The organism is Streptosporangium sp. NPDC048886 (genome assembly GCF_055586905.1).
Genome location: NZ_JBVJHH010000059.1, coordinates 1 through 23,212 on the forward strand (window position 1 = coordinate 1; position 23,212 = coordinate 23,212).

Annotated in this window: 24 protein-coding genes; 10 read left to right on the forward strand and 14 right to left on the reverse strand. The window is 69.8% G+C overall.

Annotated features, from left to right (window positions below; all coding sequences use genetic code 11):
* Both ACZ6R6_RS43910 and ACZ6R6_RS43915 read left to right on the forward strand, forming a co-directional pair.
* On the forward strand, positions 1-180 hold a 180-nt coding region (locus ACZ6R6_RS43910), incomplete at its 5' end, for an AraC family transcriptional regulator (RefSeq protein WP_470102882.1).
* 568 nt (positions 181-748) lie between these two features.
* The gene (locus tag ACZ6R6_RS43915; protein ID WP_470102884.1) at positions 749-1,132 is read left to right on the forward strand and encodes a hypothetical protein; all 384 of its coding nucleotides are present in this window, start codon (positions 749-751) and stop codon (positions 1,130-1,132) included.
* 431 nt (positions 1,133-1,563) lie between these two features.
* On the opposite strand, the gene ACZ6R6_RS43920 is transcribed toward ACZ6R6_RS43915, so the two are convergent.
* Complete coding sequence (locus ACZ6R6_RS43920) at positions 1,564-2,202, reverse strand: TetR family transcriptional regulator (RefSeq protein WP_346117410.1); 639 nt, start codon at positions 2,200-2,202, stop codon at positions 1,564-1,566.
* A 3-nt stretch (positions 2,203-2,205) separates the two neighbouring features.
* Positions 2,206-3,078 (reverse strand): enoyl-CoA hydratase/isomerase family protein, encoded by an 873-nt coding sequence (locus tag ACZ6R6_RS43925; protein WP_470102886.1) that lies wholly within the window; start codon positions 3,076-3,078, stop codon positions 2,206-2,208.
* Positions 3,079-3,175: 97 nt separating this feature from the next.
* Here ACZ6R6_RS43925 and ACZ6R6_RS43930 point away from each other — a divergent pair, with 97 nt between their 5' ends.
* On the forward strand, positions 3,176-3,814 hold the full coding sequence (locus tag ACZ6R6_RS43930; protein WP_470102888.1) for a DedA family protein: 639 nt from the start codon (positions 3,176-3,178) through the stop codon (positions 3,812-3,814).
* Between the two features lie 838 nt (positions 3,815-4,652).
* On the opposite strand, the gene ACZ6R6_RS43935 is transcribed toward ACZ6R6_RS43930, so the two are convergent.
* The gene (locus ACZ6R6_RS43935; RefSeq protein ID WP_470102890.1) at positions 4,653-4,886 is read right to left on the reverse strand and encodes a heavy-metal-associated domain-containing protein; all 234 of its coding nucleotides are present in this window, start codon (positions 4,884-4,886) and stop codon (positions 4,653-4,655) included.
* A 165-nt stretch (positions 4,887-5,051) separates the two neighbouring features.
* Here ACZ6R6_RS43935 and ACZ6R6_RS43940 point away from each other — a divergent pair, with 165 nt between their 5' ends.
* Positions 5,052-6,017 carry a helix-turn-helix transcriptional regulator gene (locus tag ACZ6R6_RS43940; RefSeq protein WP_470102892.1) on the forward strand — a complete coding sequence of 322 codons (966 nt, stop codon included), beginning with the start codon at positions 5,052-5,054 and terminating at the stop codon, positions 6,015-6,017.
* 113 nt (positions 6,018-6,130) lie between these two features.
* Here the strand turns inward: ACZ6R6_RS43940 and ACZ6R6_RS43945 are convergent, their stop codons facing one another.
* The gene (locus ACZ6R6_RS43945; protein ID WP_470102894.1) at positions 6,131-6,400 is read right to left on the reverse strand and encodes a hypothetical protein; all 270 of its coding nucleotides are present in this window, start codon (positions 6,398-6,400) and stop codon (positions 6,131-6,133) included.
* A gap of 52 nt (positions 6,401-6,452) precedes the next feature.
* On the opposite strand from ACZ6R6_RS43945, the gene ACZ6R6_RS43950 reads away from it, so the two are divergent.
* Entirely contained in the window at positions 6,453-7,118 is a 666-nt protein-coding gene (locus ACZ6R6_RS43950; RefSeq protein ID WP_470102895.1) for a GNAT family N-acetyltransferase, read from the forward strand.
* Positions 7,119-7,324: 206 nt separating this feature from the next.
* Here ACZ6R6_RS43950 and ACZ6R6_RS43955 read toward each other — a convergent pair whose 3' ends face one another.
* A complete protein-coding gene (locus tag ACZ6R6_RS43955; RefSeq protein ID WP_470102896.1) occupies positions 7,325-8,017 on the reverse strand; it encodes a Mut7-C RNAse domain-containing protein in 693 nt (230 codons plus the stop codon).
* A gap of 247 nt (positions 8,018-8,264) precedes the next feature.
* Between ACZ6R6_RS43955 and ACZ6R6_RS43960 the strand changes: the two genes are divergently transcribed.
* On the forward strand, positions 8,265-9,128 hold the full coding sequence (locus ACZ6R6_RS43960) for a universal stress protein (protein ID WP_470102898.1): 864 nt from the start codon (positions 8,265-8,267) through the stop codon (positions 9,126-9,128).
* Positions 9,129-9,132: 4 nt separating this feature from the next.
* Here ACZ6R6_RS43960 and ACZ6R6_RS43965 read toward each other — a convergent pair whose 3' ends face one another.
* Complete coding sequence (locus ACZ6R6_RS43965; protein ID WP_470102899.1) at positions 9,133-9,528, reverse strand: pyridoxamine 5'-phosphate oxidase family protein; 396 nt, start codon at positions 9,526-9,528, stop codon at positions 9,133-9,135.
* 161 nt (positions 9,529-9,689) lie between these two features.
* Between ACZ6R6_RS43965 and ACZ6R6_RS43970 the strand changes: the two genes are divergently transcribed.
* On the forward strand, positions 9,690-10,391 hold the full coding sequence (locus ACZ6R6_RS43970) for a hypothetical protein (protein WP_470102901.1): 702 nt from the start codon (positions 9,690-9,692) through the stop codon (positions 10,389-10,391).
* Between the two features lie 171 nt (positions 10,392-10,562).
* The gene (locus ACZ6R6_RS43975) at positions 10,563-11,414 is read left to right on the forward strand and encodes a universal stress protein (RefSeq protein ID WP_470102903.1); all 852 of its coding nucleotides are present in this window, start codon (positions 10,563-10,565) and stop codon (positions 11,412-11,414) included.
* Positions 11,415-11,522: 108 nt separating this feature from the next.
* Here the strand turns inward: ACZ6R6_RS43975 and efeO are convergent, their stop codons facing one another.
* Entirely contained in the window at positions 11,523-12,662 is a 1,140-nt protein-coding gene (gene efeO / locus ACZ6R6_RS43980; protein ID WP_470102904.1) for an iron uptake system protein EfeO, read from the reverse strand.
* Between the two features lie 13 nt (positions 12,663-12,675).
* Entirely contained in the window at positions 12,676-13,509 is an 834-nt protein-coding gene (gene efeU, locus ACZ6R6_RS43985; protein ID WP_470102906.1) for an iron uptake transporter permease EfeU, read from the reverse strand.
* Positions 13,510-13,809: 300 nt separating this feature from the next.
* Between efeU and ACZ6R6_RS43990 the strand changes: the two genes are divergently transcribed.
* Both ACZ6R6_RS43990 and cydB read left to right on the forward strand, forming a co-directional pair.
* Positions 13,810-15,198, forward strand: a complete 1,389-nt coding sequence (locus tag ACZ6R6_RS43990) for a cytochrome ubiquinol oxidase subunit I (RefSeq protein WP_470102908.1) — start codon at positions 13,810-13,812, stop codon at positions 15,196-15,198.
* 24 nt (positions 15,199-15,222) lie between these two features.
* Positions 15,223-16,206 carry a cytochrome d ubiquinol oxidase subunit II gene (gene cydB / locus ACZ6R6_RS43995; protein ID WP_470102910.1) on the forward strand — a complete coding sequence of 328 codons (984 nt, stop codon included), beginning with the start codon at positions 15,223-15,225 and terminating at the stop codon, positions 16,204-16,206.
* A 77-nt stretch (positions 16,207-16,283) separates the two neighbouring features.
* Here cydB and ACZ6R6_RS44000 read toward each other — a convergent pair whose 3' ends face one another.
* From ACZ6R6_RS44000 to ACZ6R6_RS44025, 6 genes are all read right to left on the reverse strand, one after another.
* Positions 16,284-17,258: an ABC transporter ATP-binding protein gene (locus ACZ6R6_RS44000; RefSeq protein WP_470102912.1), complete on the reverse strand. Its 975-nt coding sequence runs from the start codon at positions 17,256-17,258 to the stop codon at positions 16,284-16,286.
* Positions 17,255-18,259 (reverse strand): ABC transporter ATP-binding protein, encoded by a 1,005-nt coding sequence (locus ACZ6R6_RS44005; protein WP_470102913.1) that lies wholly within the window; start codon positions 18,257-18,259, stop codon positions 17,255-17,257. The genes ACZ6R6_RS44000 and ACZ6R6_RS44005 overlap by 4 nt, the downstream gene beginning before the upstream one ends.
* Positions 18,256-19,245, reverse strand: a complete 990-nt coding sequence (locus ACZ6R6_RS44010; protein WP_470102915.1) for an ABC transporter permease — start codon at positions 19,243-19,245, stop codon at positions 18,256-18,258. The genes ACZ6R6_RS44005 and ACZ6R6_RS44010 overlap by 4 nt, the downstream gene beginning before the upstream one ends.
* On the reverse strand, positions 19,242-20,195 hold the full coding sequence (locus ACZ6R6_RS44015) for an ABC transporter permease (protein ID WP_470102917.1): 954 nt from the start codon (positions 20,193-20,195) through the stop codon (positions 19,242-19,244). The genes ACZ6R6_RS44010 and ACZ6R6_RS44015 overlap by 4 nt, the downstream gene beginning before the upstream one ends.
* The gene (locus ACZ6R6_RS44020) at positions 20,192-21,901 is read right to left on the reverse strand and encodes an ABC transporter substrate-binding protein (protein ID WP_470102918.1); all 1,710 of its coding nucleotides are present in this window, start codon (positions 21,899-21,901) and stop codon (positions 20,192-20,194) included. The genes ACZ6R6_RS44015 and ACZ6R6_RS44020 overlap by 4 nt, the downstream gene beginning before the upstream one ends.
* Positions 21,902-22,034: 133 nt before the next feature.
* Positions 22,035-22,991 carry a LysR family transcriptional regulator gene (locus tag ACZ6R6_RS44025; RefSeq protein ID WP_470102920.1) on the reverse strand — a complete coding sequence of 319 codons (957 nt, stop codon included), beginning with the start codon at positions 22,989-22,991 and terminating at the stop codon, positions 22,035-22,037.
* Positions 22,992-23,212: the final 221 nt, after the last annotated feature.

Consider the following 23,212-nt stretch of genomic DNA (forward strand, 5'->3'; position numbering starts at 1 on the left):
AACCTGCCGGTGGACCGGCTGGCCGAGCGCTGCGGCTTCGGCTCGCCCGCGACCTTCCGCCACCGGTTCGCCCAGCATGTGGGGATCAGTCCCAGTGCCTACCGGGCCGCGTTCCGCCTACCCGCGCCCCCGTTCTCCCGGTTCGGCCCACCACGGCCGGCGGATGATGGGTGCCCGTGAGAACTCTGTCATGAGCCCCAACGGCGTTGATCTTGTTCGGAATCGATCGTCTGTCGACACTCCACCGGGAAACTACGAGGTCGCAGGTGGTGAGCGTCGAGAACTCGTGCGGAGAATCAACGTCGGTAAACGGGTCGGTGAGCGGATTTCGACAGGCATCGGCGCTGTCCTGACCTGGGGGTACGCCCCTACTTTGCGGCCTATGACACCGACCCGAGCGGAGGGCCATATCCGTTGGATTTTTCGGCGAGCACTGCCGGGGCCCCTTCCTGACGGGGCCCTGGGGGTAACGGCACAGAAAGCAGCGGACACGCAGGTCAGCGGCCCGCCTTCCAGCCTGTGCCCGAAGGCCCTTACAGGGGCTCCGGGCTGTATATTCGTTGGAAATTTCTTCATTTTTCCCCCGTATTTGGCCTGCCCTCTTAAAGTTAATCCAAAAAATGGAACCGCAGGGTGGACAACGTAGTGCGACGTTTTCTGATACTTGGATATGGCTTCTGGCGCCCTAGCCTTTCTGGGCGGCCTCACAACTGGAGTGGCGAACCACCCCAACAGCAAAGGAGCCGAGATGTTTCGTCGTATCAAGGACCGGGCGCTGCTCGGCGTCGCAGTAGTATCTGCAATAGCAGCGTCTTTGCTGCTCATCGCGCCAGACATACTCTTTGCGGCCACCAACGAAGCTTGCTCGTCCAGTCAACGCTGGAGCCGCTACTTGGGGAGCTCGAACCTCACCGGAGCAAGCGTCAAACCGTGCAAGGAGAAGTGCGGCGACCAGTTCGCGTCGGACATAATCATCTGCAACCAGATCAGAAAAAAGGCCGCGCGTGATCGATGCACAAAGGATGCCTACGAGTGGTGGGATTACTGCGAAAAGAAGTGCGGAGGTCCCGGTTTTCTCCCCGACCCGGACAAGGGGAGGCAGGGGGAGGACCGAAAGCCCCCAAACCTCTAAACTCGGTCGCGACCTTCTAGGCCCTCCACTCGGGTCCGTGGCTATGAAGGTGGATCCGGGCTCTGGCGCACACTCCGTGAAGGACGCCGCCGGCCTTACAGGCGGACCACCGTGACCTGCGCAGAAAGACCAGCAGGACACATCTTGGTCACCCGGATCTCCTAGTTTCATGGAATGTGCGCCAGAGCCCGGATCCGAGAGCCATATGTTGGTCGGTTTGAGAGCCACTCACTGATCAACCGCCTTGAGTGTTGGTGAAAATGAGAGCCATGCCCGTGGGTCTGGAGCATGGCTCTGGTTACGCTGTGTGAGGGGTCCCGGTAGTAATCGCGGAAAATCCAATGAATATGCCACTGACCTGCCCTGATATGAGGGCGTCGCATGACTGGTGTGCCGGTTGGTAGATGCGGTGGCCGTCCTCAACCCCGGGTTCAACCTTCGGTGCCGCGGAGCGACAGGCCGGATTCGAGGTGGGCCAGCGCATCATCGAGTAGTTGCCGGTGGCGTTGGGTGAAACCTTCGGAAAGGTCGTTCGCGGCGGCGTTCCAGGCGGCGATGGCGACTCCGATGGCAGCTCCTGAGACGGTGAGGAGATGGATGTCGTCGGTGGAGCGGTTGAGGCGCAGGGCGAGGGCTTCGGTGAGCAGCGGCAGCGCGGCGGCGATCTGGCCGGGGACTCGGGCACGGAGGTCGGGGACGCTGCGCAGTAGTTCTTCGCGTTGCCGGTTGAGCGTGTGTTGTTCAGCTGTGGCGGTGTCGATGAGCGAGGTGATGGCGTTGCGCAGAGCACCGACGAGGCTCGTTTCTTCGAGATGCTGTGGGAGTGCGTCGATCACCATCAAGTCGGCGATGTCATGCAAGACGAGGTCGGCTTTGGTCGGGAAGTAGCGGAAGAACGTCGCCCGTGAGACTTCGGCGGCTTCGGCGATCTCGTCGATCGTGGTGGTCTCGTAGCCGTTCTCGGCGAACAGGCGCATGGCTTCGCGTTGGATCGAGGCCTGGGCCCTGGCCTTCTTGCGTTCCCGTAGCGACACCGGGCTGGTGTCGTCGGCCGACCGTCGTCTCGCCATCGTTTACTCCCGGCTGGATTCGCCCGTCTGCGGGCCGCGGAACCGTTCGGTCATCTGTCGTAGCTTGTCGAGTTGCCCTGCCTCGCCGATGGCCATCCCCCATAGCTGGTGGGCGGTGTGGAAACCGAGGTCGTCGACGAACGCGCGCTTCCACGGCCTGCTGGCGATCGCATGGGTGAGCAGCCGTGAGGCGCGTGGTCGCGCCATCATCATCTCAGCGAGCTCCCAGGCCCTCGGCAGCAGGCGCTCGCGTGGCAGTACCTCATTGACCAGGCCGAGCCGGAGCGCGGTTGGCCCGTCGATCGGTTCGCCGGTGTACATGTAGTAGGACGCGCGCTTGGTGCCGATCGTGTGCTGCAGGGTCAGCCCCATCCCGTCTCCCGGTACCCCGCCGCCCAGGAAATGCGGGTCGAAGAAGTCGGCGTCCTCCGCGCAGAGGGTGATGTCGCAGGCCGTGGCGAACTCACAATGCGTGCCCGGTCCGTTGACCGCGGCGATGGTGGGGATGTCTATGGCGGACACGAAGTTCTCCAGCAGCTTGACCATGTCGCCGTACATCTTGAGCTGGCTGTCGGTGCTCCACTGCGGGAATGGGGTGTGCCACAGCTCGGCCGGATCGCCGGTGTGCCACCGTTCACCGGTCCCGGTGATGATCAGAACCTCGTTCTCCGGGTCGTTGCCGACCTCGGCCCACGCCTGATGCCAGGCATTGTGGCCGACCCAGCTGTGCCTGAACGGCCCGCCGTCGGTGTGCATCCGCAGCTCGATGATCCCGTCCCGGCGAGTCATCACGAAGAACTCCTCGTACTTCTTGGAGTACTCCTCGAACGGCGTCGGCGTGACGCGACCGTCCCATGGTGACAGTTGCTCTGGCATGTGCTGCTCCTGACTGATCGAACTGCTCGTCGTGGTGTCCCGCTGTTCCCATAATGATACTAGTCTCAATTAAGACTAGTATCATTATGGAGGGAAATTGACTGACGTCGTGCTCGACCTGGCCGGCAGCCTGATGGGCTCACCCTGGCTCTACCTGGTGTTGTTCCTGTGCGCGGTGCTGGACGGCTTCTTGCCCCTCCTGCCCAGCGAGGGCATCCTGCTCCTGTCTGGAGCGTTCGCCGCCACCGGCCGTCCCAGCGTTGTGCTGGTGGCCCTCGTCGCAGCCTTCGGCGCCTTCGTCGGCGATCACATCTGCTACCTGATCGGGCGGCACCTCGGGCCGCCCGTGCTACGCCGCCTGCGGCCCGGCACAAAACGCCACACCGCTGCCAGATGGCTGTCCGAACTCCTCGATCGTCGCGGTGGCGTCATCGTCGTCATCGGCCGCTTCCTTCCTGGTCTACGGTCGATCACCACACTGACCGCCGGAGTGACCGCCTACCCGTGGCGCGCCTTTGCGCTTTTCGACGCGATCGGCGCACTGATGTGGGGTATCTCGGGTACGTGCCTGGGCTACTTCACCGGCACCGCGTTCCAGGACTCACCGGCGCAGGGGCTGGTCGTCGCGCTCGTCCTCGTGGCCGTAGTGATCACGATCAACGAAATCGCCCGGCATGTACAGCGCCGTCTGAGGTCGTCCGGCGGGGGGGATGACTGTGCGGACGTGCGGGAATGAGGTTCTTTTCGATTCTGCCGAGGGGCGCTGCGGGTGAGCTTCCTGGCCTTCCCCCCCGGGGAGTGGACACCCGGTTTCATGTGGTCAGTGAGGCCGGCGTAACGGGCTTGATCTTCGTACCGGATCGGTGTGAGGTTCTTCAGGGCCGAGTGCCGGCGGCGCCGGTTGTGGCGGGCCACCCAGGAGAAGATCTCCATGCGCGCCTGCCGCCCGGTCGACCGGCGACGTCTGCCTTACCCGTGGAGTGGCTCACGTTTGAGGACGGCGAAGAACGGCTCGGCCGGCGCGCTGTCGTAGCTCGTGCCGACCTTGCCCATCAACGGGGTTGAGGAACAGCGGAACAGCCGCTAGCGCTGAGGTGTCCCGCCGCGGGTCAGGGGAAGGTCCGGCAGGCTGCCGCAGCGGCTTTTCCGTGGTCGTGACCCTCGTTTCAGATGGGCCCAGCTTCTTGGCGCTTCACGTTTGGCCAGCTCACGGCAGCTACGATAAGCAAGATCGTTCTCACCGCTGATGACTGTTCCGCTGTTCCTCAACCCCGAACTCACTACGCCCTGGGGCCTTCTTCGTGATCAATATCCGACGATCATGTGTCACCGGGATCTCGGCCAAGACACCTGGAGGGCGGGAAGCAGGACGGCGGCATGGTGCGCAGTTGTGGGGCGGAGGAGAGGGCGCCTCCCGCGGCCATCGACGTGTCCAAGCGTGATTGGACCGGCGACGCGGTTGCGCGGGGCGTCGCGCCGAGCGGCGCCCGGACGCGCCCGAGGACGGTGGCGAGGCGACGGCCACGGTCTGAGCACGCCGCTCCCGGGAGAGCGGCGTGCTGCCGTACCCATGGTCAGTCGCCTCGGACCTCGCAGCCCGCCGCTTCCAGCGCGTCGAGGACCAGGCGTTCGGGGACGGGGCCGTCGGTGAGAATGGAAACTCGCCCGGTCTCCGGCGTCAGTTCCACTCCCACGATGCCCGGCACCTGGATGAGCTCGACTCGGATGCTGTCCAGGCAGTGCGCACAGGTCTCGGACGAGATTTCCGAGACTTGATAGGAAACGAGACTGTAGGCGACGGTGATCATGCCGTTCTCCTCTGGCTAACGTGGACGACAGGGTGTGGGCATCGACTCGAGTCCGCCTCCGCCACCATCGTGGCGTAGTCGCGCAGGGAAGATCGAGGGCAACCGGCTTCCGGAACCCGCCATGACGGGAACCGGAAGCGGCTTCGGTAGCATGAGCCGATCATCATGACCGAGACCACAGACGATCACGTCGCATATGAGCTGTACGCTCGCATGCACGAGCAGGGGGAGTCGCCGGCAGAGGCCGCCGAAGCGCTCGGGCTTGCGGCTGCGGATGTCGCCCGGGCCGGACAGCGGTTGGCACGGCTGCGCCTTTTCAATTCTCAGACAGAGACGACTGTGGATTCCACGGTCGCTCTCGCGCGCATCCTGGAATCTCAGCACCGGGCGCTGGACCAGATGCTGGAGCAGCACGTGATGACGGCGTCGCTGGTCAAAGACTATTTGGGCGTCGCCGCCAAGCGCGGGGACGACATTCATGTGGAATTCTACGAGCGGGACCGCGTGGGCGCCCTCCACCAGCGGATCGACGAGTGCGCCGCGATGGTCAAGCATGAAGTGGTCGCGATGCATCCTCCGGCGAAATGGACACGCGATGGTCTCGAGGCGGCCCTGGCCCACAGCCGGCGCAACCTGGACCGGGGGGTGCGCATACGCTCCATCCATGCCCAGCGGATGGTCAACGATCCGCTGATCCGCGAATTCCTTCCGGTGTGGTTGGCCGCGGGCCTTGAGGTCAGGGTCACGCCGGTGATTCCCACCAGGATGCTCATCTACGACCGGCAGGTCGCGATCGTGCAGTCGGAGCCCAGTGACCTCGCCGGAGGCGCGGTGCTCATCCGTGGGACCCTCCTGGTGAGGTCTTTGACCGCACTGTTCGAAACGGTCTGGACGGCGGCTTCGGAGCCCCGTGACATCCCCCGCGCCGCCGGCGGCGCGGCGCTGACAGACCAGCAGACAGCGGTGCTCCGCCTGCTGGCCACCGGAGTGAAGGACGAGGCCATCGCGCGGACGCTGGGTGTGTCGACACGCACGGTCACCCGGATCGTCGGGGAGCTCACGGCGCTGTTGGGGGCGGGCAGCCGTTTTCAGGCCGGTGTGCGTGCCGCTCGCCTGGGCTGGCTTGACTGACCTGGCACCTGGTGGTGCAGAGCTGGTCCGGCTGGTGACGTGCGCCCCGCCGGCGCGCCCAGGACGCCAGTACTGGTCGAGGTTTTCCCCGGCCCGGTGGTCGAACGGTGACGTCAGTCCAGATGGCGAGGGCACCTGCCGCCGGGCCTCGACGGGTGACTCCACGCCAGGGCGACCGGCCGGAGAGGGAATCTCCGTAACGGGCGAGCGTTGCGGACAGCACCGGAGCGGGAGAGATCCAGATAGCCCTGGAGCAGCGCGGGGGAGTGGGCCATGGTCGCGACCATGTCGCCGACGACGCCGTGCCTTTCGATGATGTCGGTCAGCAGCTCGCGAGACTTGTCCGGCGCGTCAGCGGGCTGCAGGGAATCCAAACGTCGCATGTCGACCTCCTGGCGATGTACTATACCCCCCTACCGTATAGGAGTGTGTGAGATGAGACCGGAGCAGCGGCTGGCGGGGCATCTGTCCCATTGGCTGGGCCGGTGGCCCGCCGGGGGCGGCCTTGACGTCGTCGGCTCCCGTGAACGCGTCCGCCCGGCCTGGGACGGCCGGATCCATCCGGCCCTCGGTGTCGCGAGCCCGATGGGTGGCGTGCTGTCGGTCCCGCCGGAGCTGGTCGAAAGCGTGGCGGAGCAGTACGACATCGGAGTTGACGGGATCGCCGCCCTGGTCGGCCGCCCTGGGCACGGCTGGTTCACCGCGGTCTTCCGCTGGAGCCTGGCCCCGGCGCCGCTCCCTGACGCGGGGGAGTGGCTGCCCGCCCGGGCGCCGGGCGTGCCCGAATGGCTGTGGCCCTTCGGAGGCGAGGTGCTGGTGGCGGTGGATCCGGAAACCGGCGAGCACCTGGCCGGGGTGGGGATCAAGCGGCATGACGAGCACGGGCACGAGCTGGCCGTCGTGACCGCGCCCGCCGCGCGTGGCCGTGGCCTGGCTCGCCGGTTGGTCGCCCAGGCGGCACGGCGGGTGCTGGATGAGGGGGCGATACCCACGTACATGCATGATCCGGGCAACCTCGCTTCCGCAGCCGTCGCGGCAGCGGCGGGCTTCCCGGGCCTGGGGTGGACCGCGTTCGGCGTGACCGAGAATCCGGTCCGCTGAGGCGACTCCACGCCCGTGACGGCCGGCCTTCGCGGGTACGTACGCTGCAGGTGTATCCCCCCGAGGGGTATACAACGGCGCCAACTCAGGGAGCCGGCTCGGCTGAGCTCTCCCGCCGAGCCGGCTTCCCTGACCACATGCCCCACCGGGCGGGCGCTGAGAGCGACGCAGGTCTCAGCCTGGGCCGGTCTCCGGCGGAGCGCCGCTCATCCGCAGGCCCGCTCGACGATCGCCTCCAGATGTCGCTGGTGGGCGCCCCGCCAGTACAGGTGGCCGCAGGAGCGGCAGCGGGCGAAGGTGTCGTAGGTGCGGCGGGTGGCCGGTTCGAGGAGGTGCTCCACGTCCTGCTTGGCGACCGGCGCGAGCAGCCCGTTGCAGGCCGTGCACCGCGTCCACGGGGACAGGGAGGGCGCGAACCGGTCCAGGACGTCGGCGAGCTGGTCGTCGGGCCGGACTCCGCGCACGTACGCCCCCGACCACAGCGCCCTGCGGCGCAGCAGGCCGCGGTCCCGGGTCAGCAGCACCCGGCGCTCCGCGTTCGCCTGGACGATCAGCTCATCGTCGTCGCGGTCGTTGCCGTAGGCCGCGTCGACGCCCAGCAGCCGCAGCCGCCGCGCGAGCGTGCCCAGGTGGACGTCCAGCACGAACCCGGCGGAGCCGACCCGCTGCGGCCTCCGTACCGGCAGGACGTCCACGGTGTCGCCGTCATCCGGCCGGTGGGACGGCGCCCTCCGTCGTCCGCCGACCACCAGCCCCCCGACCTCGGTGAGCGGCACGCCGGCCGACTCGACCAGATGACCCAGCGAGGAGGTGCCGTCATGGGGCACGCGCACCTGCCCGCCCCGCCGGTCCGGGGCGAGGAACATCCGCAGTTCGTCGGCGAAACGCAGGCAGACCACCCATCAAGCATCCCGCACGCCGCGTCGCGCCGGTGCCGGGGACCTGCGGCGGGCGGGCCCGATCCGGCGGCCCGGCCGCCCGGCCCGGACAGGGCGCAGGACCACCCGGGCCGGAGCCCGCGCGGAGGGAGGAACGGCAGGAAGAGGAAGTAAAGGAGGAAGGAGTGCGGAAGGTCCCGGACCGGTGGGACCTTCCGCCCTGCCGCGCCGGGGCCGGGGCGCCGAGCATGGGAGGGAGGTGAGGAAGATGACCGAGACCCGTGACGTCGTCGTCGGCTACGACGGTTCCGACTTCTCCATGCAGGCCCTGGAATGGGCGATGGACGAGGCCGAGCTCAGGAAGCTGCCCCTGGCGGTGACCCACACGTGGTGGTGGCCGTACGGCGAGGCCGGTGACGAGGCCAAGCTTCACCTGCGCAAGGCAGCCGAACACGTGCTGCACCACGGGGCCGACTGCGCCCGCTCACGCAGCACGATCACCGACGTCACCGCCGACCTGTACGAGGGGGCCGCCGGCGACCGGCTGGTGGAGCTGTCGGCCCGCGCGGAGCTGGTCGTGGTGGGCTCCCGCGGCATGGGCACCCTGGCCAGGACCGTTCTGGGGTCGGTGGCCGGCTACCTGGCGGCGCACGCGAGCTGCCCGGTGGTCGTGGTGCGCGGCCCCGGCCCGATCCCCGTCTCCCGGCGCCGCGGGGCCGTGGTCCTGGGGATGGCCGGGGACACAGCCGACGAGGTGATCGAGTTCGCCTTCCACGAGGCCGACATCCGGCGGCTGGACCTGGTGGCCGTGCAGGCCAGGCGCCTGCAGCCGGCGGCGTGGAGCGCGCCGATGCCGCTGGTGCCCGACACGGAGGCCGTCGCGAGGGGCGCCGAGGACGACCTGCTGCGACGCCTGGAACCGTGGCAGGCCAGATATCCCGCGGTGCCTGTCCAGGCCCGCTCCGTCGCCGAGGCCGCCAAGAGCCTCCTGCCGGACCTGTCCAGACAGGCGAGCCTCATGGTGGTCGGCGGCGCGCGCGGGCACGGCAGGGTCGGTCCGGTCGCCAGGTCGCTCCTCCAGCGGGGGATGTGCCCTGTCGCGGTCGTCCCCGTCCCGAGGCAGGACGGCTAGCGCCCTAGCGTCGGACGCGGCGGCCGGAGATCTGCTCGGTCCGCACCACGATGAAGTGGTCCTGGCCGCCGAGCGCCCAGGTCGTCAGCGGCAGCACCGACAGCCGGGCGATCTCCGCGGGGTCGTACACGGCTCGCGCGTGCCCCACGGCGGTGACCGACCAGCCGGTGAGCGCCTGCAGGTCGAAGGCGTCGGCCTCGAAGGCCACCACGGTGTGGCGGGTGGCGGCGGCGAGTTTTGACCCTCCGCCGGTGCGGATGACGATGTCCTCGCCGTCGAGGCAGAAGCCGACCGGCTGCACCGCGGGGAGCGCCCGGTCGGTGAAGACGATCCGCCCGATCGGCGTCGAAGCCAGCAGATCGATGCACTCCCGGCGCGAGAGCGCCTCCAGTCCTTTCATACCCCCCAAGCTTGCCGACCGTTCTCACCCGCGTTTAGGGCCGAAGGTCCTCCCATCCCGGTCGATCGGCCCTCAGGCGCCCCGGGGCAGCCGAAGTAGGGACCTTCGGCCCTGGAAGTGTCGGCGGGAGCGGCGAATCGTTGAGCGTGGGGGTGATTCACGTGAAGGAGAGTCACGAGTTCCGATGGGGCGGCCTGGCGGGCATCGGCGCGCTGGTGTTCTGGATCGTCGGGCGGCTGGTGACGGGAGGGGCGCCGAGGGTCACGGCCCCGGTGACGACGATCGCCGGATACCTGGCGGAGTACCGGGCCCAGATCCTGGCCGGAGCGCTGCTGTACGCCATCGCGATCGCGCTGTTCCTGTGGTTCGGCGCCGCGCTGGCCACGGCCTTCCGGCGCGCGGACGAGAGCAGCGACGCGCCCGCGCTGGTGCTCGCCGGCTACATTCTCGTCTCCGCGATCGGGTTCGTCGGCGTGGCGGTGTTCGCCGGAATGACCTACGCGATGACCGTGCACAGGCCGCTCCTGGCGATCGCGGCCGGGCCGTACACCGCTCTGACGGTGATGGGCACGGTCACCGGGATCGCGATGGCGGTGCCGTTCGGGGCCTCGGCCGCGGCCATCATGCGTACGCGCGTGTTCCCGCTCTGGATGGCCTGGGCCGCCGTGGTGGTCGCCGTGGTCATGGTGCTGGCCGCATTCGCGATCGGGAGCACCGGGGGCGTGCTGGCGCCTGACGGCCCGCTGGTCGGGTACTTGCCCGGCGTGCTGGCGGGGCTGTGGGTGCTGGCCGCGAGCGGGCTGCTCATCCGCGAGCACCTGCCGGTCCCGGCCGCGGGGGCGAGGCCCGTGATGGGCCACTAGCGCCGCCCGGCCACGCCCGCCGTCGTGGCCGCGGGGGTCCCTCCGGCCGGAACCGGGAAGGAGTGAAGGAGGGGGTCCCTCTCGTGCCGGGACGGCCGCCGCCGGGCGGGGACCACCCAGGTCCACGCTCCGACGGAGCCCCAGCAGGCGCAGAGAGCAGGAGGGCGAGCCATGGCTGAACTGGTCGCCGTCGGGACGGACGGCTCGCCCACCGCCACGGCGGCCGTGAGATGGGCGGTCGACGACGCCTCCCGCAGGGGGCTGCCGCTGCGGATCGTCCATGTCGTGGACAGCTGGCCGTACGGCGTCGCGGTCTTCCCCCCGCCCGACTGGCCCGAGTTCATGACGCGCGCCGGTGAGCAGGTGCTGGCCGAGGCGGCCGCAGCGGCCGTCGAACGGCGGCCGGAGGTCGACGTGACCACCGTGCTCATCGAGGGGGCACCGGTCGAGGCCCTGCGCGACCAGGCCGGGACGGCCACCGAGCTCGTGATCGGCAGCCACGGCGCGGGAGGTTTCGCCGGGGCGCTGCTGGGCTCGGCGGTCGTCCACGTGGCCGGTCACACCCCGGGCGCCGTCGTGGTCGTCAGAGGGGAGGAGGGCGGGCCGCACGGTGAGGTCGTCGTGGGCATCGACGGCTCCTCCGGATCCGAGCCCGCGCTGGGCTTCGCCTTCGAGCAGGCGAGGCTGCGCGGGTGCACACTGCGCGCCGTCTACGCCTGGCAGGTGGTGGCCCACGCGTTCACGCCGGAGAGCGCCTATGACGTCGGCGAGGTACGGCGGGCACAGCGCCTGGTGGCCGCCGGCCAGCTCACCGCCTGGCAGGAGAGGTTCCCCGGGGTCGACGTCGTGCAGGACGTCCCCCACGCCCACCCGGTGTCGGCTCTCGTGGACGCCTCGGCCCGGGCCGACCTGCTCGTCATGGGCTCGCACGGCCGCGGCGCCATCAGGGCGATCATCCTGGGATCGGTCAGCCGAGGCGTGCTCCACCACGCGCACTGCCCGGTGGCGGTGGTCCGGTCGTGATCGCCGGACGCGCCACGCGGCACGCGTCCGCCGATCACCCCGGCCGGCGGGCCCGGGCCGCGCGGCTCACCTCACGCGGCTCAGGCCATGCGCTTCACGGCACGCGGTTCACGCCGTGACGGCGGCGGCCAGCTTGCTGATCGGCTCGGCCAGCGAGTTGATCGCGTCGGACAGCTCCTTCAGCTCCGCCTTCGACAGCTCGTTGTGCAGCTTCCAGCCGCTGCCCTTCTGGTGGGCGCCCAGCGCGGCCTCGGCGAGGGCGAACTTCTCGTCGAGCGTCTTGACCAGCTCGGGCGAGCGCTCCTCCAGCACCGGGCGCAGCGCCTGGACGGCGGCCTTGGACCCCTGCAGGTTGGCGTCGAAGTCCCACAGGTCGGTGTGCGACCAGATGTCCTCCTCACCGGTGATCTTCCCGGTGGCGACCTCGTCGAGCAGCTCCTTGGCGCCGTTGGCCAGCTGGAGGGGGGAGAGCTGGGCCTCGTTGGCCTTCTGCACGATGGTCTTGACGTCGGTCATCAGCTTGTCGGCGATCGGACCGTCCTTGGCGACGTCCTTCTTGATCCACAGATCCTTCTCGATCCGGTGGAACCCGGTCCACTCCTGGCCTTCCTCGAGGTCGGCCTCGCGCGCGTCGATGGCCGGGTCGAGGTCGCCGAAGATCTCGGCGACCGGCTCGATGCGCTCCCAGTAGGTGCGCGCGACCGGGTAGAGGTCCTTGGCCTTGTCGATCTCGCCGGCCTTGACGGCGTCGACGAACTCCTGGGTCTTGACCAGCAGCGTGTCGCTCTGCGACTTGATGTAGCGCTTGTAGCCCGCGGTCGCCTCCGCGAGCTGGGCGTCGTCGGACAGCGGCTTGTGCTCGCCGCTGACCTTCAGCGGGTTGCGGATGCCCTTGCCGACCATGCCGGGCTTGCAGGCGGCCTCGTAGGTGCCGGGCGGCAGCTCGATGATGACCTCGCGGGTCAGGCCCGGCACGATGTTCTCCACCTCGCCCATGACCCGGTCGCCCGCCGCGTAGACGTAGAACTCGGTCACCTTGGACCCGCCGTTGGTGATCGCGAAGGTGGAGGTGCCGGCGTTGAGCTCGCTGACGGCGACCTTGCACGCGGTGTCGCTGGCCGCGACGGCAATCTTGGCGTCCTTGGCCGGGCTCGCGCCCGTCGTGGTGGCCGTCTGGGGCTCCCCGGAGCAGGCGGACAGCGTGGCCAGGGCCAGCCCGGCGGCGGCCAGGATGATGGGGTTACGCATGATTCTTCTGCTTTCAGGCGGTGGTGGAGACGGTGGGGGTGGGCCGCCTGGACGACGGCGGGCGCAGGAACAGCACCAGCGTGGGCACCGCGTAGGCGACCCACGCGATGGTCTCCAGCACCGTCGGCTGCGGTGTGATGTTGAACATCCCCGAGACGAGCGCGCCCCACCACGAGTCGGCGGGCAGGACGGCGCTGATGTCGAACGCCTGGGTGGACAGGCCCGGCAGGATGTCGGCCTCCTGCAGGTCGTGCACGCCGTACTTGAAGATTCCGGCGGCGACCAGGATCAGCAGCAGCCCGGTCCAGGTGAAGAACGTGGTGAGGTTGATCCTCAGGGCGCTCTTGTAGAGGCCCCAGCCGATCACGATCGAGGTGAGGATGCCGAGGCTGATGCCGATCAGCGGGGTGGCGCTGGTGGTCGCACCCTGGACGGAGGCGAAGAACAGCAGCGCGGTCTCCAGGCCCTCGCGGGCCACGGCCAGGAACGCCATCACGACCACGGCGACCGGGCCGAGCCGCAGCGCGTCGGTGAGCTTGGCGCGCAGCTCGCCGGAGAGCGAGCGGGCGGCCCGGCGCATCCAGAAGATCATCCAGGTCACGAAGACCGTGGCGAGGAGCGAGGTGACCGCGTCGAAGAGTTCCTGCTGCCGGTGCCCGAGATGGGCGGCGGTGAAGGTGAGCAGCGCGCCGAAACCGATCGAGAGCGTCGCGGCGGCGATCACTCCCAGCCACACGAGGGGGAGCCGGTCCCTGCGGTCGCTCTTGACCAGAAACGCGACGAGGACGGAGACCACGAGCGTGGCCTCCAGCCCCTCGCGCAGGCCGATGAGGTAGCTGGCGAACACCGTCACTCCAGGGCAGTTGGAAAGGGTTACCTTAATTAGGGCAGGTAAACCTTACTCGACGTCCATCGCCGGGTCGAGGTACGGGGTGTCCCAGGGCCGGGAGAAGACGGGGCCGCGGCCCGGGAGCGGGCATCCGCCGGCCAGCCGTACCCCCACCACGCCGGTCCGGCCCGTGCGACGGACCGGGGTGCGGTCCGCGCGGTCGGGACCAAGGTCCTGTCAGGCGAGGTCCGCCGGCCCTACGCCGGACTCCGCCCGTCCGGCCACCCTTCAGTGACCCACTGATGACCTGGAGCGCTGATGGACGTCCTGGACCTGTCCCGCTGGCAGTTCGGTATAACAACCGTCTACCACTTCCTGTTCGTGCCGCTGACGATCGGCCTGTCGATCGTCGTCGCGGGACTGCAGACCGCCTGGCACCGCACCCGGAAACCGGCCTACCTGCGGTTGACCAAGTTCTGGGGCAGGCTCTTCCTGATCAACTTCGCGATGGGCGTGGTCACCGGCATCGTGCAGGAGTTCCAGTTCGGGATGAACTGGAGTGACTACTCCCGCTTCGTGGGTGACGTCTTCGGCGCCCCGCTGGCCATGGAAGGGCTGATGGCCTTCTTCCTGGAGTCCACCTTCCTCGGCCTGTGGATCTTCGGATGGGACAGGCTGTCGCCCAGGCTTCACCTGGCGACGATCTGGGTGGCCGCGATCGGCACGAACATCTCGGCCTACTTCATCCTGGCGGCCAACTCCTGGATGCAGCACCCGGTCGGCTACCGGCTCAACCCGGTCACCGGCCGGGCCGAGCTGACCGACATCTGGGCGGTGCTGACCAACTCCACCACGCTGGTGACGTTCCCGCACGTGATCTTCGGCGCGTTCGTCACCGCCGGCGCCTTCGTCCTCGGGGTGAGCGCCTGGCAGCTCGCCCGCGGCAGGGAGGTCGAGCTGTTCCGGACCTCCGCCCGCCTGGCGTTGACCGTCACCCTGGCCGCCTCCGCCGGGGTCGCCCTGTCGGGCCACTGGCAGGCGCAGATCATGACCGAGCAGCAGCCGATGAAGATGGCCGCCGCCGAGGCGCTGTGGGAGGACGAGACCTCCGCCGGCTTCTCGCTGTTCGCCGTCGGCGACGTCGAGAACGGCCGCAACCACATCAACCTGCAGATCCCGTACGGCCTGAGCCTGCTGTCCACCAACACGCCGGACGGCCGCGTCGAGGGGATCAACGACATCCAGGCCCGCTACGAGAGCCTCTACGGCCCGGGCGACTACAGGCCCGTCGTGGGCGTCGCCTACTGGTCGTTCCGCTTGATGATCGGTTTCGGGGCGCTGGCCGCGCTGCTCGCGCTCGCCGGCCTCTGGGCCACCCGGCGCGGGCGGCTGCCGCGCGGCCCGTGGTTCCACCGGCTGGCGATCCTGGGGATCGGCCTGCCGTTCCTGGCCAACTCCCTGGGGTGGATCTTCACCGAGATGGGCCGCCAGCCGTGGACCGTCTTCGGGATCATGCGCACCGCCGCCGCGGTCTCGCCCGGCGTGGACGTCACCGAGGTCGCCGTCTCGCTGGCCGGCTTCACCCTGATCTACGCGGTGCTCGCGGTCGTCGAGGTCCGGCTGCTGCTGAAGTTCATCCGGATCGGCCCGGACGACGAGGGCGAGCCCGACCGGCCCGCAGACACCGTCCCCGCCCTGTCCTACTGAACCCGTCCTGCCGAAGGAGCAGTCATGGAGCTCACCACCGTCTGGTTCCTGCTCATCGCCGTCCTGTGGACGGGTTACTTCGTGCTGGAGGGTTTCGACTTCGGCGTCGGCATCCTGCTACCGCTGCTGGGCCGTGACGAGGCCGACCGGCGCGTCCTCGTCCAGACCATCGGGCCGGTGTGGGACGGCAACGAGGTCTGGCTGCTCGTGGCGGGCGGCGCGACCTTCGCCGCGTTCCCCGAGTGGTACGCGACCCTGTTCTCCGGCTTCTACCTGCCGCTGTTCGTCATCCTGGTGGCCCTCATCGTGCGCGGCGTCGCCCTGGAGTTCCGTAACAAGAGCGACAGCCCCACCGGCTGGGACCGGGCGTTCTTCTGGGGGTCGCTCGGGCCGGCGTTCCTGTGGGGAGTGGCCTTCGCCAACATCGTGCGCGGCGTCCCGCTGGACGCCGACCACGAGTACACCGGCTCGCTGCTCACCCTGCTCAACCCCTACGCGCTGCTCGGCGGCCTGGCCACGCTCGTGCTCTTCACCCTGCAGGGCGCCCTGTTCGTCCGGCTGAAGACCGGCGGGGAGCTGCGCGAGCGCGCCGCGCGGCTGATCCGGGTGGCCGCTCCGGCGGCGCTGGCCGTCGGCGGCCTCTTCCTCGTGATCACCCAGTTGACGGTGGGCAGACCCGTCACCTGGGCCACCGTGGCGCTGGCCGCCGCGGCGATCGCGGGCGCCCTGGCCGCGACGGTGCGCGGCCGCGACGGCTGGGCCTTCACCGCCAACACGGTGGCCATCGTCGCGGTCACCGTCACCCTGTTCGCCACCCTGTGGCCCGACGTGATGCCCGCGCTCGACCCGGCCAACAGCCTCACCGTGGACAACGCCGCCTCCAGCCCGTACACGCTCACGGTGATGACCTGGGTCGCGGCCGTCTTCACGCCCCTGGTGCTGGTCTACCAGGGCTGGACCTACTGGGTGTTCCGCCGCCGCCTGACCCGGCCGCTCGGCGACGGCTGAACGCCACGGACCCGGCGGGCACCGGTCCGCGCCGTCAGCGGGGAGGCCGTCAGCCGGAGACCGTCGGCGGGCGACCGTCAGCCGGGGAAGTGGCAGGCCACCCTCCTGCCGCCGGCGCCGTGCGGTTCGAGCGGGGGCGCCTGGCTCCGGCACAGGTCCCGGGCCGAGGCGCAGCGGGGGTGGAAGGAGCAGCCCGGGGGCGGGGCGGCCGGGCTGGGCGGGTCGCCCAGCAGGACGATCCGCTCACGGGTGAGCTCCACCTCCGGGTCGGGGACCGGCACGGCCGACAGCAGGGCGCGGGTGTAGGGATGGGCCGGGTCGGTGTAGACGGACTCGCGGGGGCCGATCTCCACGACGCGGCCGAGATACATCACCGCGACCCGGTCGCACATGTGGCGCACCACCGACAGGTCGTGGGCGATGAACAGGTACGCCAGGCCCAGCTCCCGCTGGAGGTCGGCGAGCAGGTTGACGATCTGCGCCTGGATCGACACGTCCAGCGCCGACACCGGCTCGTCGCAGACGATCAGCCTGGGCCGGGACGCCAGCGCCCGGGCGATGCCGATGCGCTGGGCCTGGCCGCCGGAGAACTCGTGCGGATAGCGGTCGGCGTGCTCGGCGCCCAGACCGACCCGCTCCAGGAGCTCGATCACGCCGCGCCGGTCCAGCAGCCGTAACGGGCCGGAGACGATGCGCTCGACGGTCTGGCGGGGGTTCAGCGACGCGGACGGGTCCTGGAAGATCATCTGGATGTCCCGGCGGAGCGGGCGCAGGTCGCGCGGGCCGAGCCGGGTGATGTCGCGGCCGTCGAAGGTGACGGTGCCGCCGGTGGGTTCCAGCAGGCGGACGATCATCCGGCCGGTGGTGGACTTGCCGCAGCCGGACTCCCCGACCAGACCGAGGGTCTCCCCGGGCCGTACGTCGAAGGTGACGCCGTCCACGGCCTTCACCCCGTCCCGCCGCCCGCCGAAGGTCATCCGCAGGTCCCGTACGGCCAGCAGCGGCGCGGTCCGGCCCGCCGCCTCCGGCCCGGCGGTGGACTGTCCGGTCATCGTGTGCCTCCGGGGATCTCGGCGAGGTGACAGGCCGTCCGGTGGCCCGCGCCCAGCGGCCCGGAGCCGCCGGGCGCGGCCGGGCGCGGTTCGGGGGCCTCGGTGATGCAGGCGTCGTGGGGGGCGGCGGCATAACGGGCGCAGCGCGGGTGGAACCGGCAGCCGGACGGCGGCGCGAGCAGCGACGGCGGGTTGCCGGGGATCGCCCGCAGCCGTCCTCCGTCCTGCCCGTCCGCGGCCGTCAGGCGGGGCACCGAGGCGAGCAGTCCCCGCGTGTAGGGGTGGCGGGGGGCCCGGAAGACCTCCCGGGCGGGGGCGTGCTCGGCGGTGCGCCCGCCGTACATCACCAGGACCTCGTCGGCGACCCGCGCCACGACGCCCAGGTCGTGAGTGATCATCATGACCGCCACGCCGCGGTCCTCCTGAATCCTCTTGATCAGCTCCAGGATCTGCGCCTGCACGGTCACGTCCAGGGCGGTGGTCGGCTCGTCGGCGATGAGCAGGTCCGGCTCGCAGGACAGGGCCATCGCGATCATCACGCGCTGCCGCATGCCACCGGAGAAGTGGTGGGGATACTCGCCCGCGCGCCGCCTCGGCTCGGGGATGCCCACCTCCGCGAGCATCTCCACCGCGCGCTCGCGCGCCGCCCGCCGCGAGGCCCGCAGGTGCAGCCGGTAGGCCTCGGCGATCTGCTCGCCGACGGTGTAGAAGGGGTGCAGCGACGACAGCGGGTCCTGGAAGATCATCGCCATCCGGCGGCCGCGCAGCTCGCGGAGCCGGGAGGCGGGTGCGCCCACCAGCTCCTCGCCGTCGAAGACGATCGAGCCGGAGACGGCGGCCTCGCGGTGCAGTCCCATGATCGCAAGCGATGACGCCGACTTGCCGGAGCCCGACTCGCCCACGATGCCGAGCGTGCGGCCCCGGTCCAGGGTGAAGCCGATCCCGTCCACCGCGGTCCCGGCGGGGAAGCTCACCCGCAGGTCTCTGACTTCCAGGATCACGCGTACCTCACACGGGGGTCGATCACGGCGTAGACGAGGTCCACACCGAGGTTGGCCAGGGTGATGAAGAAGGCGGCCAGCAGGGTGACGCCGAGGACGACGGGCTGGTCGGCCTTGAAGATCGCGTCGTAGGTGAGCTGTCCGATGCCCGGCAGGCCGAAGACGTGCTCGGTGATGACCGCCCCGGCGAGCAGGCCGCCCAGGTCCATGCCGAAGATCGTGACGATCGGGGTGAGCGCCGAGCGCAGGCCGTGCTTGGTGACGACGGTCCGCTCGTACAGGCCCTTGGCGCGGGCCGTCCTGATGTACGGCTCCGCCATCGTCTCGATCATCGAGGCCCGGGTGAGCCTGGCGTACATGGCGGCGTACAGGCTGGCGAGCGTCATCCAGGGCAGCAGCAGGTTGCCCGCCCAGGCGGCCGGATCCTCGGTGATCGGCCGATAGTCGGGGTAGGGCAGCCACTCGAGCTGCTGGACCAGGACGAGCAGCAGCATCATCGCGGTGAAGTAGACCGGCACCGAGGCTGAGGCGAGCGTGGCCGCCATGAGCGAGCGGTCGAGCGTGCTCCCCCGGCGCAGGGCCGCGACCAGCCCGATGGCCAGGCCGCCGGCGAGCCAGAGCACGGCCGAGCCGAGGGCCAGCGAGACGCTCACCGGCAGGCGGTCGGTCAGCAGGTCCCAGACGGGCAGCGCGTTCTGGTAGGAGTAGCCGAAACAGGGGACGGAGCACTCCAGCGCGGCCGGGCCGGTGCCCAGCGTGCGGCCGGCGAAGATGCCGGCCACGTAGGTGCCGAACTGCTCGTACACCGGCCGGTCCAGGCCCATCTGCCCGCGCACCAGCTGCACCTGCTCCGGGGTGCAGGTCTTGCCGCAGGCGTGGGCGGCCGGGTCCGAGGGGATCACGTAGAAGACGGCGAAGGTCACCGCGCAGATAACCAGCAGCACGCCCGCCACCGCGGCCAGCCGCCGCAGCGTGTAGAGGGTCATCGGCCCGCTCCCTTCGGGTCGAGGGCGTCGCGCAGCGCGTCCCCGAGGAGGGTGAAGGCCAGGACGGTCAGGAACAGGCAGATGCCGGGGATCATGAAGTAGGTCGGCACGGTCTGGTACCAGAGCAGGCCGTTGTCGATCATCTGGCCCCATGACGGGGTGGGGGGCCGCACGCCGACGCCGAGGAAGGACAGCGCGGCCTCGGTGCCGATGTTGGCCGGGATCGCCAGCGTCGTGTAGACGAGGATCGGCGCGGTGAGGTTGGGCAGGATCTCCTTCAGCAGGATGTGCGCCCCCATGGCGCCGTTGACCCGGGCGGCGTCCACGAACTCGCGGTGCTTGACGCTCAGCGTCTGCCCGCGCACGATGCGCCCCACGTACGGCCAGCTGAACATGCTCATGATCAGCACGAGCAGCAGGACGCGGTCGGCGTCGGGCGCGACCGACAGCAGCGCCAGCATGAAGATCAGGCTGGGGAAGGACATCACCAGGTCCATGATCCGGCTGAGCACGGTGTCCACCCTGCCGCCGAAGTATCCGGCGGTCAGGCCGACCGCGGTGCCGACGATCACGGTGACGGCCGTGGAGGCCACCGCGATCAGCAGCGACACCCGCGCGCCGTACACGATGCGGCTGAAGACGTCGCGGCCGTTTCCAGGCTCGACGCCGAGCCAGTGCTCGGCGCCGATCCCGCCGAAATCCCCCTTGGGGATCCCGCCGAGCGCCTGGTCGATCGCGGTCTTGTCGAAGGTCTCGGGCTCCCAGCCGTTGAGGCCGGTCAGCAGCGGGGCGGCCAGGGCCATGGCGACGAAGACCGTCACGACGGCGAGGCCGGACAGCGCGGCCGGGTCGCGGCGGAGCCGCTCGTAGGCGATCCGCCCGGGGGAGCGGCCGCGGCGGGGCGGGGCCGCGGGTTCCACCGCGGCCGCCTCGCGCGCGGTGGCGGTCACTTCCTGATCCCGAGCGTGGCGTAGTCGAACTGGCCGGACCAGATCAGGTGGCCGAACGCGCCGCCGACCCCGGAGCCGGTGAGCAGCGGCTTGCGGGCCCAGACCAGGGGGACCATCGGGGCCTTCTGCATGATCGCGGCGTCCAGGTCGACCCAGGCGCGGTCGGCGGCCTTCAGGTCGGTCATGGCGTAGATCGCGTCGATCCGGTCCATGGTCTCCTGGTCCTTGAACAGCGACATGTTGCCGCTGTTGCCCTTTTCGGTGATGGTGCGGCCGTCGAACATCATCGGGATGAAGGAGGAGCCGGACGGGTAGTCCTGGCACCAGCCGTACAGCGCCATGCCGTCGAACTTGGCGGTGTCGCCGATCGTGTCGTAGAAGACCGACGGGTCGAAGGTGCTGATCTCGGTCTCGACGCCGACGCGCTTGAGCGACTCCTGGATCGCGGTGGCGGCCGCCTTGTCGCCGGTGGAGGCGTACATCTTGACCTTCACCGGCGTGACCACGCCGGACTCGGCGATCAGCGCCTTGGCCTTGGCGACGTCGCCGGTCGGCGGGATCTTCAGGGTGTCCTGCGGGACGCCGCCGGACAGCGACGGCGGCAGGTAGGCGGTGGCGATCTCGCCGGCGGCCGGGCCGCCCTTGGTGGTCTGGTAGGACTCCTTGTCGATCGCGTACTGCAGAGCCAGGCGGAAGGCCGGCTTGTCGAAGGGCGCCTTCGTGCTGTTCATGGCCAGGGTGTCGGTGCAGCCGCGGATCTCGTTGTGGAAGCGCGCCTTGACCTTGGGGTTGGTGAGGATCTTGGCGAAGCTCTCGCCGTTGACGTCGGCGTAGGTGACGGCGTTGCGGTCCTCGCCCTGGTCGGCGATGAGCCGGTCGACGATCACGCTCTGCCGCAGCCCCTGCTTGACGACGACCTTGTCCGGCGGCGCCTTGCGGACCGGATCGGTCTCCGGATCCCAGTGCTCGTTCCGGCTGAGCACGAGCTCCTTGCCCCGGTCGTAGGTGTCGATCTTGTAGGGGCCCGAGGAGAAGACGCGGCTGTCGTACTGTGCCTTGGTGTCCTTGGCCCGGGGCACCGGCGCGAAGGTCGGCAGGGTGGCGTAGTAGGGGAATTCGGCCACGGGGCGCTTGAGCCTGAAGACGATCTTTCTGTCGTCGGGGGTCTCGATCGACTTCAGGGAGCCGTCCTTGTAGGGGCCCCGGTACTTCTCGCCGCCGGCCAGGACCAGGCGGGCGTAGTTGGGGCCGCCGGGCAGCTCGGGGGCGAAAGACCGCTCCACGTTGTACTTGACGTCGGCGGCCACGATGGGCGAGCCGTCCTCGTACTTCAGGCCCTCCTTGAGGGTGAAGGTCCAGGTCTTGCCGCCGTCGGACATCTCGCCGGTGGTGGTGGCCAGGTCCGGGACGACCTGCAGGCTGGCCGCGCCGGGCTCGGCCCGGTAGGTGACCAGGGAGCGGTAGAGGTAGCGCAGGCCGAAGTCCATCTCCGGCATCGTCCAGTTGCGGGCCGGGTCGAGGTGGCCGAAATCCTGGTTGGACAGGATCGTGAGCGTCCCGCCCCGGGCGGCCTCGCCGGAGGAGGGCTGCGAGGCCTCCCCGGACCGGTCCGCGGCGGGCGCTCCGCCGTTCCCGCCGCAGGCCGCCGTGCCTGACAGAACCGCCGCTGCGAGCAGGCAGACGCCCGCCGTAGTCCTGGGGGACATTGATCACTCCACGTCGCTGGGGGAAGATCGAGAGTGATGCGTAACATAGTAATGTGAAATACCATTCACAATAGAGCGTTATCAATCCGTAGTCATTCCCGATGGCCGGATCCGGCCAGGCCCCCCCGGCCGCTCAGATGAGCGGATGCACCTCCGGATGCGCGTCCCACCAGCGCTTGAAGACCGGATTGTCGCCCACGTGGTCGGTGTAGGCGGTCGCGAGACCGCGGTAGAGCGCCGCCGCCTGTTCGTTGCTCAGCCGGTCCCGGCGCCAGGCCACGACCAGCCGGGCGACCTGGGGCTGACCGGCCAGGGGGCGGACGACCGTGCCGGGCGGCGCCGGCCAGGAGGGATCGACCAGGCGCACCCCGTGCCCGGCCGCGACCAGCGGGCGCCCGGCGCCGCTCGGGGCGTCGTAGCGTATGTTCGGTTCGAACCCGGCCGCGCGGCAGGAGGCCCGCAGCGCGGCGAGCGAGCCGTCGTCGGCGCCCGGCGGGCTGATCCAGGACTCGTCCTTCAGGTCGGCGAGGTGGATCTCCTCCTGTCCGGACAGCCGGTGGGCCGCCGACAGGGCGATGAATATCGGGTACCTGGGGACCAGGGTACGGCTGACGACGGGCGCCGTCAGCGTGATGTCGAACCCCTCGATGACGCCCAGCAGCGCCGCGTCGAGCTGGCCGTGCGAGAGCGCCTCGGCCAGCAGGGTCGCGGAGGGCTCGATGCGCAGCGAGACCTCGCGTCCGGGCAGCGTCTCGCCGACCCGGTCGACGACGCTCGCGACGCAGGCCAGGTGCACGCAGCCCAGCCGGACGACCCCGGCCGGGCCGGTGGGTCCGCGCAGGTCGCCGAAGAGCGCGTCGACCTCCGCCAGGACGATGCGGGCGCGGGCGACGATCTGGCGTCCCAGGGGCGTCGCCTGCACCCCTGAGTGGCTGCGCACGAACAGCGCCCCGCCGACCAGCTCCTCGACGCGGTGCAGCTGGTTGGTCATGGCCGGCTGGGACAGGCCCAGCCGGGCGGCGGCCCCTGTGACGCTACCTGTTTCCGCTATCGCACAGATCATGCGGAGATGCCTGATGTCGAGATCCATAGTCAAGAATTATGTTCCGGGTTATGACGGCAGGACGCATCCGGCCATGAAACTTCGGGCAATGCGTCCCTCCGATTCTCCGGATCTGGAGTCCCGGAACCCTGCGCTCCACCCCCAGGCCCGGCGGAGCCCCCGACTTCTCCCTGCTGAATCGGCAGCACACCCCCCGGTTGCCGGATCACCGGGACACCCCCCGCACCCCCGTCGTCCACCGCCGGCCG

What these genes read in the sequence shown, in the direction of transcription:
- ACZ6R6_RS43915 (WP_470102884.1), top strand. Translation starts at nt 749, where the DNA reads ATGTTTCGTCGTATCAAGGACCGGGCGCTGCTCGGCGTCGCAGTAGTA.
- ACZ6R6_RS43920 (WP_346117410.1), bottom strand. Translation starts at nt 2,202, where the DNA reads ATGGCGAGACGACGGTCGGCCGACGACACCAGCCCGGTGTCGCTACGG.
- ACZ6R6_RS43925 (WP_470102886.1), bottom strand. Translation starts at nt 3,078, where the DNA reads ATGCCAGAGCAACTGTCACCATGGGACGGTCGCGTCACGCCGACGCCG.
- ACZ6R6_RS43935 (WP_470102890.1), bottom strand. Translation starts at nt 4,886, where the DNA reads ATGATCACCGTCGCCTACAGTCTCGTTTCCTATCAAGTCTCGGAAATC.
- ACZ6R6_RS43940 (WP_470102892.1), top strand. Translation starts at nt 5,052, where the DNA reads ATGACCGAGACCACAGACGATCACGTCGCATATGAGCTGTACGCTCGC.
- ACZ6R6_RS43945 (WP_470102894.1), bottom strand. Translation starts at nt 6,400, where the DNA reads ATGCGACGTTTGGATTCCCTGCAGCCCGCTGACGCGCCGGACAAGTCT.
- ACZ6R6_RS43950 (WP_470102895.1), top strand. Translation starts at nt 6,453, where the DNA reads ATGAGACCGGAGCAGCGGCTGGCGGGGCATCTGTCCCATTGGCTGGGC.
- ACZ6R6_RS43960 (WP_470102898.1), top strand. Translation starts at nt 8,265, where the DNA reads ATGACCGAGACCCGTGACGTCGTCGTCGGCTACGACGGTTCCGACTTC.
- ACZ6R6_RS43965 (WP_470102899.1), bottom strand. Translation starts at nt 9,528, where the DNA reads ATGAAAGGACTGGAGGCGCTCTCGCGCCGGGAGTGCATCGATCTGCTG.
- ACZ6R6_RS43975 (WP_470102903.1), top strand. Translation starts at nt 10,563, where the DNA reads ATGGCTGAACTGGTCGCCGTCGGGACGGACGGCTCGCCCACCGCCACG.
- efeO (WP_470102904.1), bottom strand. Translation starts at nt 12,662, where the DNA reads ATGCGTAACCCCATCATCCTGGCCGCCGCCGGGCTGGCCCTGGCCACG.
- ACZ6R6_RS43990 (WP_470102908.1), top strand. Translation starts at nt 13,810, where the DNA reads ATGGACGTCCTGGACCTGTCCCGCTGGCAGTTCGGTATAACAACCGTC.
- cydB (WP_470102910.1), top strand. Translation starts at nt 15,223, where the DNA reads ATGGAGCTCACCACCGTCTGGTTCCTGCTCATCGCCGTCCTGTGGACG.
- ACZ6R6_RS44000 (WP_470102912.1), bottom strand. Translation starts at nt 17,258, where the DNA reads ATGACCGGACAGTCCACCGCCGGGCCGGAGGCGGCGGGCCGGACCGCG.
- ACZ6R6_RS44010 (WP_470102915.1), bottom strand. Translation starts at nt 19,245, where the DNA reads ATGACCCTCTACACGCTGCGGCGGCTGGCCGCGGTGGCGGGCGTGCTG.
- ACZ6R6_RS44020 (WP_470102918.1), bottom strand. Translation starts at nt 21,901, where the DNA reads ATGTCCCCCAGGACTACGGCGGGCGTCTGCCTGCTCGCAGCGGCGGTT.
- ACZ6R6_RS44025 (WP_470102920.1), bottom strand. Translation starts at nt 22,991, where the DNA reads ATGGATCTCGACATCAGGCATCTCCGCATGATCTGTGCGATAGCGGAA.